This window comes from Ferruginibacter sp. SUN106 (assembly GCF_050611765.1).
In the GTDB taxonomy this organism is placed as follows: domain Bacteria; phylum Bacteroidota; class Bacteroidia; order Chitinophagales; family Chitinophagaceae; genus Ferruginibacter.
Genome location: NZ_JBODJC010000001.1, coordinates 1,049,782 through 1,066,337, shown reverse-complemented (window position 1 = coordinate 1,066,337; position 16,556 = coordinate 1,049,782). Strand labels below are relative to the sequence as shown.

Genomic DNA, 16,556 nt, shown 5'->3' with positions numbered 1-16,556 from the left:
TATTGCTCTGTGTATCTCTGCGTTTCTTTGTGTATCTCTGCGTAACCTTATCGCATTTTTTTTCTTTTTTTTTGTGTCACAGAGATTCACGGAGTTTTTTCACAGAGATGCACAAAGGTATTGCTCTGTGTATCTCTGTGTTTCTTTATGTATCTCTGTGTAACTCTCATTGTATCTCAAATTTTCTTGTATCCACGTTGTATACAATACTACGCTTACCATCACTCAACACATATTCATTTTTATTGGAAGAAGCTACAGGTTTCATACCCACTGCAGCTTTTACTATTTCAGGGTTGATATCTGCAGATAACACTGCCAGACTTCCACCGGCCATAAAAGCTGCTATACCAAATTCAGGATAACTATCACCTGAATAGCTTACTGCTTTGGTTGGATATTTCTCTCTGTATTCTTTTACAGCACGATACACTTGTTCAAACGAAGTCTTTTTTGGCTTCAGTAATCTTGCATGCTGGCGTGGCGCTAAGTTTAATCCACCCTTTGGCTCATAAGCAGTTCCATCGGCCTGGTAATGCCAGTAACGGATATCAATGATATCAACCACTGTTGCATAAGCCGGATTACTTAAAATAGAATCCTGCACATCTTTGGTTACGCATAATCCAATAATAGGATGTTTGCCGGTTTCCTTTTCCCAATCTTTCACTACATCCAACCAGAATTTTACGAAATGTAACGGTCCTGTAAATTCTTCCCCTATAAATTGTATCACACCATTATTATCTTTAAAATTATTTAAGCATTGGCGAATGAATTTTTTATGCAGCTCTTTACGAACAGGATTAGTGATATCATAAAACTGTTCTGCTAAAAAAATTCTTTTATCACCAGCAAATGGTGGCGGCTCAGGAAAGCCGGTATTGTTGATATTGTTGGCTGTACGCCATGGAAAATCCACATAGTGTGCGCCGGCTTCAATAATATTATGCTGAAAATAATTTTGATGTACTAACACCAGGCCTTTCTGATCGGCCAGGTCGGCAAATTGTTTTAACCTGCTCCAGTAAAATAAATTATACTTCGTTAAATCGTATTTACTCAATCCATCCCATGCTAATTCTTTGCCGCTTCTTGCAAAAGGTAATTCATAAAACGGCGGCCATACTTCGCCATCCATTCTTCTTATTCTTTCATGGTCATCTCTCCTCAGATCATACCACAAACCATAATTATGCTCCATCGCCACAATATGTTTTGTTTTCATTTCATTGGCCACTTCATCCAGGTCGTCGGTTAATCCATTACCTGTTCTTCCGGGCACAAAACGTGTGATATGTGGTTTTGCAGTAACCAGGTCATTCCCCTGCACGCCACCATTCCACCAGGGAACAATATTTCTTGCGCCAGCTAAAATTTCATCACCTCTAACCAGCCAGCCATTTTTTATTTGCATTGCAGCAGCCATTGCTGGCGCTGTTATTTTCTTTATTCCAACCTGGTCAATTGTTTTTACACCAACGGCATTAGTAGTAATCGGATTTCTCTGGTAAGCCAGGTCGATCCATTCGGGCATTTGCATTCTGGGTTTGGCGGCAATTTTTGTTAGCTCAGTTGCTACTTCAACCGAAGGGCTGCTGGATGCCTCTCCGGGAATGAATAAAAATTGCGCCAGGTCATCTGTTTTTTTATTGAGCCTTGCTGCTAATTGTCCGTAAAATAAACTTCTTGGATTAATGGTATTATTCGATTCGCCCCAATAACCATCACCGCTAAATTGCGCCCAGCTACCAAATGACCAGTTTTGTGCCGTGGGTGGTTTGTAACAATCAATTCTTGCAGCAGTGCAATTCCAGAACACACTGTTTGCCGTAGCCCATCCGGCACCGTTAGCATCCTGGCCACGATTACCAAAACGCAAAGCATTGCCATCAACATTTACCACATCAAATAAAATTCCGGATGACCAGCTATCAATACCGCCGCTAAAACTATTGGGCAGATGCGATTCGCATTGCACAAATGCATTAGGGCCGGGAACACAATAGCCGGTTGCAAAATCATGATAACCGTCTTCGGCATAGCAGCGTTGAAATAAGGTTTGCTGCCCGGTGGTTAAAAAAGTATACCGCCGTTGCCCGCCAATTTCCGAAACAGGATGTAATGATTTGCAATCCTCCACCGTAACACGTTTAGATGTTTCCAATACACTTACTGCAGAGCCTGCAAAGTTTTCAAAACTGACCTGGCGAACCCACGCATCTTCTGCATTTTCTACATTGATAGCATTCCATCTGTGATCTTCATCTTTTAAATTATTTTTATCATAGACAGAAATCAATTTGATATTTTCAATACCGCAATTTTTTATCCTGCCATTATCATTATAAAAATAAACAGAAGCGCCGCCATAAGCGGTATCTAATGCGGTAGTAAGCGGTGCATCAATAGTTATTTTATTGCCTTCTATTTTTGTAATGGTTCTATCAAAGAACAGATCTCTGTCGCCGGGCTTCCATCCTAATGCAGAAATACCGCCCCCAAAAATATCTGTACCTAATGTGGCTATCCAGTTTTTTGTTGATGGACGATGGATAATTATTGTATTGACAATATCACGGTTAGATAGATCAACATCTACATTAAATGTGGTGGCATTTACCGGAACATATGCATTAGTTATTTTCAGTACACTGCTTCCGATTTGTTGCCCGGATTTTTGCCCGATAATTTTTATCAATGCTAATCTTCCTGTTCCTGCACCAATGATCGTTGTACCATTTGTATTTGTTCCGCTTCCACGCAATACTACACCGCTTGCAGTAATTCTTAATTGACCAAGAACTTCATAGCTTCCTTTTTGTAATAGCACGGCGCCACGAAAACCATTAGCATCAACAGGTAATGATGCCACATAATCCAATGCCGATTGAATGCGTAAAGTAGCATCACCCTTTGTAACCGGCACCACTACTTTTATATCTACATTTGGAATGGCTTGTTCTGATGCTTTATAACCACAATAAGAAAAATCGGGAATGCGGTTACCGAGAGAATCGGGTGTGTAAGACAATGCGCCTTTCTCTACAAATAAAGGTAATAAAGGAGCAGGCTTTAAAGGTTTTTGCGCCAATAAAGCCTGCTGAAAACTAAAAACTACTGCTGCTATGAGAAAGAGTTGCTGATATGTTTTTTTTATAGTCACTTTAGCGATTGTGTTTTTTTATTCGCTTCGGTAAAAGCTCAATAAAGAAATGTAGTACAAGAGTGTCCCGAATGCTTTCGGGATAAAACTCTGCCACTGCAGCTCATTAGCCATTCTAAAGCCCGTTACAAAAAACTATTGTTGAACTGGCGTAGCCGGTTTTACATTTTTAATATTAACTACGCTGTTTAAATATACTTCAATATTACTGTATCCGCTCTTTGTAATTTTTACTGCATCACCGGCATCTTTGGGATTCAGTTTATTTTTTATTTCGTACTCATCCGGCATACCATCATTGTCGCTGTCTTTGTATGGTGTTCCTTTATATTCAGGATACCCACCCACCTGGCTGATGTCGGAAATAATACCATCTTTATAAGAATCTGCCGGCAGTCGGCGCTTAACAAATTTAGCTGTATAAGGCACGGCATTTTTATCGTACGTTATTTTCCCTGTTCTTACATCTTCCACAATACGTTTATCCACTGCATCTCTCTCAGGTAATATGGCACCGGCATTATCCAACACATAGCCATAGGATTCTTTGGCCGTCATCATTGAAATTGCGGCCATCGGAAAAGGCTGATCCACTTTTATTGCGGCTGTATATTTTCCTGCATCAGGTAAATCCTGTATCTGCACACCACCTGCCCAATTATCTTTGGTAACCGTTTCATTTCCTTCTACAATATTTCCATTTACATAAGCCTTACCAAAAACAAGGCTGTCTTTGTGTGCCCTGCCGGATTCTGGTTTTAAAATACGATAGGCAATTGGTTTATCCTTTGGTGTAATGGGCCCGGGTTTGTAATAATTATTAATGAAGTTGAAAAAAGATTTATCATCGCCGCCATCAGCACTCCTGTTCCACCAATTAAAAATTACATTGTTGGCAAAACCAAAATCACCATCCATACCCACAGATGGATTTCTTGCAATATTGTTGGCCCAGAGATTTCTCATGAAAGTGCTGTTCCTTCCACCAATGGTGCTGCCGAATGCATGATTGTAAGTATCCAACCCTTCGGAAAAAATACAATTCTGTATAGTAACGTTAACGGTTGGTAGCTTTTCGCCTTTGCCATCATTTTTTCTATCATATACATGGCGGTAAATAGACATGTTCTCATCCAATCCCCAGCTACCTGAAACATGATCTAAAATAATATTACCAACAGGATTGCCACCCAATCCGTCATCTCTTCTCGTTACTTCTGTAGCACCTCTGCGGAAACGCATGAAACGAATGATCACATCATGTGTATCGATCAATACCGATTCACCTGCAATACAAACGCCATCACCCGGTGCGGTTTGTCCTTCAATAGTGATATAAGGCGCTCTTATATTGATCGGGCTTTTCAACCTGATAATTCCCGCTACATTAAAAACAATAATTCTTGCGCCGCCCTGTTCACAGGCTTCACGTAATGTTCCTTTACCCCTGTCCTCAAGACTTGTAACTACAAATACTTTACCACCACGGCCACCCGAAGTAAAAGCTCCTCCACCTTCTGCACCCGGGAAAGCAGGAATTTTTGCCTGCGGCAGATCGGTTGATTTACCAGCCCATAAAATAAATGGCTTCCCGTTTTTTTCATCTGCTTCAATTATTGGGAAAGCTTTCTTCCAGGCTTCATCGGAACTATCCTGGAAACGTTTCATTTCCTTATTAGCAGAGTCTTCCATTGCAGGAGGGATGATCGGGTATTGAGCATGAACATTCAACTTCAATAATAATCCGCCCAATAAAAACGCTGCTGAAAGAATATTTTTTTTCACTATTATTTTTTTACTGTTGTTGCAGGTGTTACTTTTTTAACATCCACCACGCTGTTTAAATACACTTCAATATTACTGTAACCGCTCTTTGTAATTTTTGCAGCATCGCTGGCATCATTCGCATTTAAACCATGAGCTGTTTCCCATGCATCAGGTATGCCATCATTATCGCTGTCTTTGTAAGGTGTTCCTTTGTAGTCAGGATAACCACCTACCTGCGAAATATCTGTGATGATACCGATCTTATAAGAATCCAAAGGAAGCCTGCGGTGTTTAAATTGTGTGGTGGGTGCCACTACATCGGGCGACACTGTAATCTTGCCGGTTTTTACCTGTTCTACAATTCTTTTATCAACGGCATCTCTTACAGGTAGTGTAGCGCCGGCATTGGCTAAGACAAATTCTTTTGCAGCAACTGCCGGTATGATTGTTAACTCCGGCATAGGCAATGGTTTATTCCATTTCATCTTAGCAGTATATTTTCCCGCATTGGCTTCTTCTTCTACCTGCACGCCACCATTCCAGTTATCTTTTGTTACTGCTTCGTTGCCTTCTACAATATTGCCATTTACATATGCCCTGCCAAAAACCAGGTAACCTAATTTACTGCGGCCGCTTTCCGGTTTTAAAATTCTATGGGCAATAGGATGTGTCTGGTCGGGTGTTGCCGGCCCTGGTTTGTAATAATTGTTAATGATATTATACATTGCCGTGTAATCGCCGCCGTCAGTTGAACGGTGTACCCAGTTAAACACCACGTTATTGGCAAAATTAAAAATACCATTCCATCCAATTGAAGGGTTACGACCTGCATTATCGGCCCAAAGGTTTCTTACAAAAGCACAATTCTCTCCACCTAAAGTACTGCCAAAGGCGTGGTTCCAGGTATCTAATGATTCAGAGAAAATAGAATTCTGAATAGTAATATTTACGGTACCTAATTTTTCTTCTGCTTTTAAATTAGGGGTACTGTCATTGTACATGTGGCGGTACATGCTCATATTTTCATCCAGGCCCCAGCTGGCACTCACATGATCGATCATGATATTACCAACCGGATTTCCACCAATCGCATCATCTCTTCTGCCTACCCATGTTTCGCCACGGCGAAAGCGCATAAAGCGAACAATAACATCATGTGTATTTAGCCAGAAAGATTCGCCTGCCACACAAATACCATCACCCGGTGCTGTTTGCCCTTCAATAGTAATATAAGGCGCTCTTATCATCAGTGGCGTTTTAAGGCGGATAATACCGGATACATTGAACACTACAATTCTTGCGCCCCCTTGTTCACATGCCCAGCGTAAACTACCTACGCCATCATCATTTAAATTGGTAACTACAATCACCCTTCCCCCACGGCCACCAAAACTATATTTGCCGCCACCTTCTGCACCCGGAAAAGCGGGTATGCCTGCCTGTGGTAAATCTACAGGACGTGCTGCCCACGGCACATAAGGCCTTTGAAATTTTGCAGCTTCTTCTTCCACAATAGGAAAAGCAATGGCCCATGCAGAATCGGAATGTTTGCGTGCCGCATCCATTAAAGAGTCGGATGATTTTTTTACTTCGGGGGAAATGTCGGGGTATTGTGCGTTGGCAGAATTTGTTATTGCCAACACTATTGAAGATAACAATACCAGTTTTTTAAATGATGTATTCATTGTGATGATAGTTTGAAAACTATTAGACGATTTTTTATAAAAATGCTGTTGCTTTTTTTTATTTATTTTGATTAAAAAAAGAGAAAGGGATGCTTTCTCTTTTTTATTAATTGCGGTTCTTAATTATATTATATCAGGAGCCGTTTATTATTATTTTATTCTGTTGAGTTGAATGTACCGGCAGCTCCATTATAATCAGACCATCCTACGTTTTGTAACAACCATGGATTGAATGATAATATTGTTGCAGTTAATCCTGAGACATAATAATTAGGCCTGAATAAAATATTAACAGGAGTAGTACCATCACGATCCCAGGCCTGGTCAAGCGGTGTCATTACAAACTTAGATTTATACAATGTTTTAAGATTTGCTATCTGAGTTGCAAAGTTAGCTGCATCCGGATCAATCAAAACTGATGCCCTGTCTGCATTTGTTAATGGATCAGCACTGGTGTAATTAATACCCTGCCAGTAATAACCTGTTCTGTTAGTACCATTGATTGGCGGAATACCCAACTTGGTGCAGGTGTTTGCTGCAGTGTTAGTTGCTGACACACCATCATATAATAACCATCTCTGGATATCCCAATAGCGTTTTCCTTCGTAAGCCAGCTCTACCCTACGTTCGTACAAACATGCTTCAATAGCGGCATACTTACTGGCAGGTGTTCCGATGCCATAATTATTAGCAGCAGGTATACCTACACGGGCACGTATTTTTCCAAGATAAACCAGGCAATTAGGAATATCGCCTTTGGCTGCATAACATTCTGCAATATTCAATAAAAGTTCTGCATAACGGTATTCAAAAATATCTGTACCTGAAAATGCCAGCGCAGTACTATCTGCCGCAGGGTTCGACATTTTGCGAACCACCGCAGGACTGTTTGATGTATTGGCAGCATAATATACAGCAGTTCCTGTTGCACTTGGCCTCCACCTGTATAACCATGCAGCTTTGTTGGTATTTGTACCTTTTACCAGCCATTTACAGCCGGAAAAAGCAAATGTCCGGTAGAACCTTGGATCCCTGTTTTCAAAAAAGAAAGTATCTACATAACCATTAGCCTGGGTTGGCCTGGCACCATTTGCCAAAGGAAATAAATCCAGCATGGCTTTTGGAACTGAAATTCCTCCACCACCAAGAGCATCTTTAAGCCTTATGGAATTTTCCCAGGAATTATTATACCCAACAGAAGAAGTAGCTGTGTTAGAAAGCAATTGTACAATAATGGCTTCTTTATTAAAAGCATTGTCATTTACATAGGTCATCTCGGCCCATTCTTTCGCTGTAGTACCATACAGTCCGTAACCTGCAGCGGTCAAAGCTGTTTCAGCGTTTAACCCTGCCTGTAATGCCGCCTGCCATTTGGCACTACCTGCATTATCCCAGTCGGTATTAAACAAAGGGCTGGCAGCAGTAAGCAGCACACGGCTTTTCATTGCCAGCGCAGCAGCACTTGTAGCTCTGCCATAATCTGTACCTCCTGTTGCCCATCTTGCAGGTAATAATGCAGCAGCCGAATCAAAATCTTTAGTGATCTGAACGAAACATGCAGTGGCTGTAGATCTTGGTGTTCTGATCGTTTCATCTGTATTGCTGGCATCACTAACGGTTGTAACAATAGGAACACCACCATAGGCACGTACTAAATTATAATATTGTAATGCCCTGAGATAATACATCTGGCCCCTGGCAGTAGCACGAAATGATGGTGACAGGGCTTGTCCTACAGCATCCATTTTTTCGAGCAGGAAATTGCAAAAACGGATACGTGTATATGGATTGTTGGCAACACTGGCTGTAAGTGCCGCTCCATAATATGCATCTGCATCGCTTGCCAGTTGCAGGTTCTTATTTGGGTTGATATAGTTACTAACCGTACCCCCCATTTCTTCGGTATTTTTTGTTTTGGAGTCATCATAAGCTCCCAATGTAGCTTCAGCCTGTACAGGGCTTCTGTATGCTGCAAAATAGTAGTTATATAACCTGTCGATATACTGGCCTGTTAATACCTCATTGGTAAAAACGCTTTCGTCGTATTTGTCATAACTTTTCATGTCTTCTAAAAAGCTCTTTTTGCAACTTGTTGCCACAATCGCTGTGATCGCCGTAAAAGTTATCAGATATAATATTTTATTTTTCATATACAATTTGTTGAACGATAAATTAAGATTAGAATCCCAGGTTTACACCAAGTGCCCATGTTCGCAACGTTGGATAGTTTACGTTTGGTGCATCATACATATTGCGGTACTTGCCCGGATAAGGGTTATACAAATCCCACAAGTTATATCCTGATAATACAAACTTGGCATTTGAAACATGCAGTTTAGTTATCCATTCTTTTGGCAAAGTATAACCAATACTTAATGAACGTACCACACACCTGAAAGTTGGTAAGGTCCAGAAGTCAGATGTTTTATATGCATTATCATAAAAATACTGGCTTGGATATTTACCATTAGGATTATCTGTTGAATCGTACATATCATTCAGATATGCTACCTGAGACCACATTGCATTAGTACTGCTGGTACCTTGTTTTACCCTATCCATGCTATTGTACCCACCCCAGCTTGTAGCTATCTGCGCTAAAAGGCTGAAAGATTTGTATGAAGCACTAAGATTTGTGGTAATACCATATGACCTGTTTCTTTTTACCAGTTGTACATAATCCTGGTCATCTACTATCTGGCCATTTTTATCGGCAATAGTTTGTGTAATAGAATTTAAAGCTCCTGCCTGGTCTTCATACGCCAGCATACCTTTCTTCATACCTGCCCTTGTAGAAATATTTGCACCACCTGCATTGTATAACGGCGTAGTACCAGCCTTGGTAGCAAGGTCAGTAAGATATGCCCAGTATGCATCAAGGTCAGCATCTGTTCTCAGCAAACCATCACCTGTTGAAGTTTGTTTCCATGTTCTGTAACCCCATTGCGGGCCAATCAGCGAATAACCTTCACGTTTAGCACCTGCATATGTTGATGGGTAGCTGAAAGGAATATCTACAGCTTGTTTAACCTGGTTATCAGATATACCAAAGTTCAACCCTACAGAAAAATTCACTTTGCCTACATGATCGTTCCATGTTGCAGAAGCTTCTGCACCCCAGAAATTAACAGCACCAAAGTTCAGCTCAGCAAAAGCACCACCTACTGAAATAGGAACATTAGTTGCCGTAGTCATCGATGTTAACAAATCAGTAGATGAATTATAATAACCATCCAATGTAAGTGATAACCGGTTTTTTAATAATGTTGCATCTATTCCTATATTTCTCTGCAAAGTCCTGTCCCATTTAATATCCCTGTTAGGAGTTACTTCCGGAGTAAGCCCTACAGTATAGTTACCACCAGCGGTACCAAAGGCCATACCCTTATCCGTTGCAGCAGAATATAATTGCATCCATTTCCAGGCTTTTACATTATCATTACCTGTTTTACCTAAAGATGCACGGATCTTCATATAATTGATTGCACTAAATCTTTCTTTAAAGAAATTTTCATCTGAAATTACCCAACCCAATGAAACACTTGGGAAAAAGCCCCAGTAATTTTCAGGCGCAAACTTGCTTGAAGCATCGCTACGGAAAAGGAACTGGGCAAAATACCTGTTTTTAAAGCCATAACTAACACGTCCTAAATAAGACATTGTACCACCTTCTGACCTGTTTGTAATTGTATTACCGGTATTTAAAGTACCTGCAGAAACGGATGTTCCGTTGTATACACCAGGAACCGGGTTATCATAGATCTGGTAACGGTCATCATAAGTAACTTTTGACCGCTCACCGGATAAGATCGCTGATATTGTATGATCACGGTAAGTTTTGTCATAGTTTACAAAAAAGTTGATCTGCTCAGATGAGCCTGTTGTATTGTCATAAGTAACCCTTGAGTTTGACTTATTGATAACAGGGGCATTCCAGGTTGTTGTTGTTGGAGAATACAAATGTGTGTTCGCTTTGTTTGTATTATTAGCCAGTAACAATGTAATAGGCAACATTATCTGCTCGGTATTACCGGCAGTAGACCCTATTGAATAATTACCCTTAACAGATAAGCCTTTTATGAAAGGTACATCATATTGTAATGAAAAATTGGCATTGTAACTGAAAAGCTTTGTTGTGGTTTTTGAACCGTTATTTAAAAGCGCATAATAGTTCCAGTTACCTAATGAATTATTACCACTTGCAGACCCTAATTTATTTGGCCCCATTGCAGGTGAAATATATTGATTCACACCATTAACAGTATATTGCCATGGTATATATCTTGGCATGTGCAGCAACACACTATAGTCATTTTGTTCACCACCACTTGCATAGCCATCAGAGAAATTGATCTTTGTGAATGATTTTTCCAGGTTGGAATTATTGGCTGAAATTGTAGCAGAGAATTTCATACTGTTCATCACTTTTACATCAGTACCTGATCTGAATGTCCACCTGCCAAAATCCTGTGAGCCCAAATTAGCTCCCTGGTTATAATAAGACCCGCCTGTGAAATAAGTTGCTCTGTCTGTACCTCCGCTTACATTGATAGAGTGTTGCATAGCACCGGCGCTATTCCAGTCATTGTGTAGCCAATCGTAATTTAGATTACTCATACTATCCAATTCTGCAGCGGAGAAATAGGTATCGGCACTTGTGTTACCTGAAGCCCTGTTGAATCTGTTCGCAAAAATTCCATATTCTCTTGCATTCATCACCTTGCTATGACTTACAGCATCGTTAGTTTCAAATTTACCCGAATAAGTTATTTTAGGTGTTCCTAATTTCCCTCTTTTTGTTTTTACCACGATTGCGCCCTGAGAAGCACGTGTACCATAGATAGCAGCACTTGCATCACGTAAAACAGTGATGCTTTCTACTTCTGACAGATCAAGTAAATTAAATTTATCTAATGTTGGAAGATTAGTAGCAGGGTCAATCTGTACCACATCATCTATAATGATCAACGGTATTGTTCCACCGCCATCTTTACCCCAGTTAAATTGCTGGCGAATACTCACTGTGGCCATAGCACCGGGGCGCTGACTTCCTCCTGATACGTTAACACCAGGTACTTGCCCCCTCAACATTTCTGTAAGAGAAGCTACCGGCAGGTCTTCCAGTTTTTTGGTATTTACCGAAACTACTGAACCTGTTACGGCTTTAACCCTTTGTGTACCATACCCTATCACTACCACATCATCCAATTGCTTGGTATCTTTTTGCAGCGTAACATTAATGGAAGTTTTAGTACCTACTACAATTTCCTGGTAAGCGAAAGTGGCGCTTGAAATTTTAAGCACCGATTCCTTTGCAGGAACAACAATGGAAAATGCTCCATTCTCATCTGTAACAGTACCAACTGTACTTCCTTTAATACTGATATTAACGCCCTGCAATGGTTTGCCTTCGGCATCCATTACTTTACCGGTAACGGTTTTTTGCTGTGCAAATAATATGCAGCTAAGCAGGAGAAAAAACTGAAGGAGCAGTGCCTTCTTTAAAAAGTGCTTTGTCATATAGCTTTGGTTTAAAAAAATTAAAATCGTTGTATAAAATTAATTTTGTGCTTGTTTAGCGTCTTTTGCAGCTTGTATTCTTTTAGCCCAGTCTTCCCCTTCTTTCTTCATATCATACCCGGCTGCAGATAAATAATTGTTGATCCTGCCTTTGTATTTTCCAAACACCGCATGTTTTTTATCGCTGCTGCCTTCATCCATTGCCAATTCTCTTGCTTCAACTAACCAGGCATACATTTTATCTTTTTGCTCCTGTGTAAGGCGGGGGATCATTTCTAAATAAGCCGTCCATGTTACAGGCAAAATGCTGTAGGTCATCCCGTCTTTTACTTTTTCTACCTGGGCAGCCGTAAGTGTTGTACTTAATTGAGCAATAAATTTTTCATGAAGCTGCTTTAAGGCAGTAGCTTTTTTTTCTTCCTCAGCTTTAACTGCAGCATCAGTAATTTCTTTTTCCTGTTGTTTTGCTTTTACTGCAGTTACTGCGGCTTTACTATTATCCTGTATTGTATTTAGTTGTGTGTACTGTTCAATCAATTGCTGCTGTACTTTTTTGTATACTGCATCATTTGTAATACCTAATGTGTTTACAATTTTTGCAGTGCGTTCTGCCAATACTCTTTGATAAGCAGTGTCTACCTGTTGCGCATTGGTAGCCAGGCTGCATACAATTGCTGCCAGTAATACTACTGATCTGATTGAAAAAAAACGGAGTGAAAAAGGGACTGAAAAACTTTGTTTGTGCGAAGCACTACTCAAAGATTGCATATCCATAATAACAAGCTTGAACCTTTTCATTTAGCGCATTTTAAATCGTTAAAAATGAACGAGAACCAATATTCATTTTATCTGCCTAAAGGTACAGGTGCATATAAAAGAGAACAATGTAAGGTTTTGCTATAAAGATGTACAATTTTACTATTTACAAAAAAAGAAAGTGGGCTTACAAATAGCCCGGAGCGCTACTATTCAGCTATCTTCAACGCAATCGTTCCCGAAATCAATCCGGGTGCTTTTGCAGTTAATGTACTATTTCCCTTTTTTGCAGACGATCGTACTATGGCCAGGGCCATACCCTTCCATGCCCGTCTTTGAGGACTGGAAAAAGAAGCAGTATCTGCCTGGTAACCATTATCGGTTGCAGCGATGTTTGCGTTGCCTGCGATAGAGAATGTAATTAAATTATTTGCGCCGGGAACTACATTACCATCCTTATCTACAATTCTTGCCATAATAAAAGAAAGATCCTTACCATTGGCATGAATTATTTTTCTATCCGCTGTCAATTCAATTTTTGCAGGAGCACCTGCAGTTTTAATTTCTTTTATTAAAACTATTTTACCATTTTTTTTGGAAATAGCTTTTACTGTGCCCGGTGCAAAAGGTACACGCCACATTACATGCAATGCCTCAGTTGTTTTTTTCCTGGTGCCTAATGATTTGCCATTCAGGAATAATTCCACTTCATCTGCATTGTTATAATAAGCCCATACATCCACTGTATCACCTGCTTTCCAGCTCCAATGCGGAAAAATATGCAACACCGGTTTTGTTGTCCATTCGCTTTGGTACATATAGTACACATCCTTTGGAAAACCGGCCAGGTCAACAATGCCATAATACGCACTCCGTGCCGGCCATTGATAGGGAACCGGTTCTCCTAAAAAATCAAAACCACTCCATACAAAAGTGCCGGCAATAAAATCACGTTTTTTTACAGCCAGCCATGCTTTTTCATGTGTATTGCCCCAGTAGGCATACGTGTTATCATAGGCAGCGCAGGTAAGGTCTTTATTACCAGTAAATGTATCCTGTACTTTATAATTGGGCGGCCATATGCGATTGGTGTCTGAAGGAAATTGATACACTCCCCTGGTTGCCAGGCCAGATACGGTTTCTGATGCAATAAATTGCTGACCAGGAAAACGTTGGGGCAAACTATCGTAATCGTAATCTTTGTAATTAAACCCAAACACATCTAATGCATTGGATTGAGCAATAAAATTCTTTTCTAAAAAAATTTCTGTCATAGCAGATGTAACAGGACGTGTAGGATCAATATGCTTTACTATATCCACCAGTTCCTTTGCCATTGTTTTTCCTGCTGAATCAAACTGCTCTCTTATTTCATTGCCAATGCTCCACATAAAAATGGAAGGATGATTTCTGTCTCTCAGCACCATATCTTCCAGGTCTTTTTTATACCAGTCTTTAAAATCTTTACTGTAATCAAATTTGTTTTTCTTTTTCTGCCACATGTCAAATGCTTCGTCCATTACTAAAAAACCCATCTTATCACACAGGTCTAAAAACTCCGGTGCAGGTGGATTATGTGCAGTGCGGATAGCATTACAACCCATGGTTTTTAAAATTTGCAATTGCCTTTCTGCTGCACGGTAATTAAAGGCAGCTCCTAATGCACCCAAATCATGATGCATGCAAACGCCTTTTATTTTTAGTGGTTGGTTGTTGAGGAAGAACCCTTTTTTGTTATCGAAGTGAAAAGAGCGGATACCGAAAGTTGTTGTTATTGAATCCAAAATTTCGCTTCTCAAGCTCAACAGCTCTAATTTTAGTTTATATAGAATTGGATTATCCATACTCCAAAACAAAGGAGTTTTTATACTAAAATTACTATTGATACCTCCTGCATTATTTACATTACCCAAGCCGGTTATTTCAGAATACACTTCTTCATTATTAGCAGACAACACAATTGTTCTTATTTTTAATGCCAAGTAATGTGCTACAGGTGATTTAAAAACTCCCTTTACATTTATTGTCGCAGAATCTTTACTTACAATAGGCGTCGTAATGAATAAAGATTTTTCATCGATTTGAAAATCGCTTTTAATTATCAATCTCACATCCCTATAAATACCGCTTCCACTATACCACCGTGAATTGGGTTGTTGTGAATTATCTACTTTGACTGCAATGACGTTTTTATCTTTGCCAAATTTTAAATACGGTGTTAAGTCGTATTGAAAAGAAATATATCCATTGGGGCGTTTACCCAAATAATGTCCGTTGATCCACACTTCACTATTTCTATACACACCATCAAATTCAATGGTTATATTTTTTTCTTTGGAAGATAGCGGGAGTGTAAACGTCTTTCTGTACCAACCAATACCGCCAGGCAATGCGCCACCCTGGTTAGTAGCAGGATGATCTTTTGAAAATTTTCCTTCAATGCTCCAGTCATGTGGCAAATTTAAATTGCGCCATGAAGCATCGTTATAATTTTCGTTGCTTGCAGTGCTATCATTGCCTAAATAAAATTTCCAATCATTATCGAAATTAATGGTTTGCCTAACCTGTGCATGCAATACATGGCACAACAAAATCACCATTATAAGAAGATATTTTTTTTTCATTTTTACCACAGCTGATGCACCGACGGCTTAATATAATTTTCATATACTTCCTGCACTGCTTTTAACTGATCTGCAGTAAAATCAGGCACAGTAAATGCACTGAGGTTAGAATTGACCTGTGCCATATTGGAAGCACCTGGAATAATACAACTTACGGCATCAAACTGCAATATCCATTTTAAAGCAATGGGTGCTAAGTTTGTTTCACCAGGAAATATTTTCTTCAACGCCTCAACAGCAGCAATTCCTTTTTCATAATTAATGCCGGAGAAAGTTTCGCCTTTATCAAATGCTTCGCCATTGCGGTTGAACTGGCGGTGATCGCCGGATGCAAAATCTGTTGAAGCACTAAACTTTCCTGTCAATAATCCGCTTGCCAACGGCACCCTTACAATAACACCAATATTTTTTTTTGTTGCCTCACTAAAAAATAATTGTGCCGGACGCTGGCGAAACATGTTGAAAATAATTTGCACCGTAGTTACATTCTCATATTCTATTGCTTTTAATGCTTCTTCTACTTTTTCAACACTTACACCCAGGTGTTGAATTTTCCCTTCCTGTTTTAGTTTATCAAACAGCTCAAAAATTTCAGGGCGATAATACACTGCTGTTGGAGGGCAATGTAATTGTATCAAATCAATAGTATCCAATTGCATATTGCGCAAACTATTCTCCACAAATTTTCTTAACACGTCAACCGTATATCCTGCGTCAACATGCGGTTGTATTTGCCTGCCGCATTTTGTGGCTACATAAATTTTCTCTTTCCGGTTGCGCAATAATCTTCCCACAGCTTTTTCACTTTCGCCATCACTGTACACATCTGCAGTGTCAATAAAATTTACGCCTTCGTCGATAGCTTTGTTTAAAATTGTATCCGCATTGGTATCGCTGAAACCTGCGCCCCATTTGCCACCTACCTGCCAGGTACCTAAGCTGATAGCTGAAACCTTGATGCCTGTTTTTCCTAATGATCTTAATTCCATTTTTATTGATTTTAATATTTTTATCCGGTGGCAGAAGCCACCGGTAAGT

8 protein-coding genes are annotated in these 16,556 nt (G+C 39.8%); all 8 read right to left on the bottom strand.

What is annotated here, in order from left to right:
• Positions 1–166: 166 nt before the first annotated feature.
• The 8 genes from ACQ334_RS04365 to ACQ334_RS04330 all read right to left on the bottom strand — a co-directional run bounded on the left by ACQ334_RS04365 (position 167) and on the right by ACQ334_RS04330 (position 16,507).
• Positions 167–3,166, bottom strand: coding sequence for a DUF6298 domain-containing protein (locus ACQ334_RS04365; RefSeq protein WP_430986944.1), 3,000 nt, complete (start codon positions 3,164–3,166; stop codon positions 167–169).
• 135 nt (positions 3,167–3,301) lie between these two features.
• Positions 3,302–4,951, bottom strand: a complete 1,650-nt coding sequence (locus ACQ334_RS04360; protein ID WP_430986943.1) for a pectate lyase family protein — start codon at positions 4,949–4,951, stop codon at positions 3,302–3,304.
• Positions 4,952–4,953: 2 nt separating this feature from the next.
• Complete coding sequence (locus ACQ334_RS04355) at positions 4,954–6,618, bottom strand: polysaccharide lyase (RefSeq protein ID WP_430986942.1); 1,665 nt, start codon at positions 6,616–6,618, stop codon at positions 4,954–4,956.
• 155 nt (positions 6,619–6,773) lie between these two features.
• Positions 6,774–8,768: a RagB/SusD family nutrient uptake outer membrane protein gene (locus ACQ334_RS04350; RefSeq protein WP_430986941.1), complete on the bottom strand. Its 1,995-nt coding sequence runs from the start codon at positions 8,766–8,768 to the stop codon at positions 6,774–6,776.
• Positions 8,769–8,796: 28 nt separating this feature from the next.
• Positions 8,797–12,138: a SusC/RagA family TonB-linked outer membrane protein gene (locus tag ACQ334_RS04345; RefSeq protein ID WP_430986940.1), complete on the bottom strand. Its 3,342-nt coding sequence runs from the start codon at positions 12,136–12,138 to the stop codon at positions 8,797–8,799.
• A gap of 39 nt (positions 12,139–12,177) precedes the next feature.
• Positions 12,178–12,936, bottom strand: coding sequence for a DUF3826 domain-containing protein (locus tag ACQ334_RS04340; protein ID WP_430986939.1), 759 nt, complete (start codon positions 12,934–12,936; stop codon positions 12,178–12,180).
• 167 nt (positions 12,937–13,103) lie between these two features.
• Positions 13,104–15,494: a sugar-binding domain-containing protein gene (locus ACQ334_RS04335; protein ID WP_430986938.1), complete on the bottom strand. Its 2,391-nt coding sequence runs from the start codon at positions 15,492–15,494 to the stop codon at positions 13,104–13,106.
• Positions 15,495–15,520: 26 nt separating this feature from the next.
• Positions 15,521–16,507, bottom strand: a complete 987-nt coding sequence (locus ACQ334_RS04330; RefSeq protein WP_430986937.1) for an aldo/keto reductase — start codon at positions 16,505–16,507, stop codon at positions 15,521–15,523.
• Between the last annotated feature and the right edge of the window lie 49 nt (positions 16,508–16,556).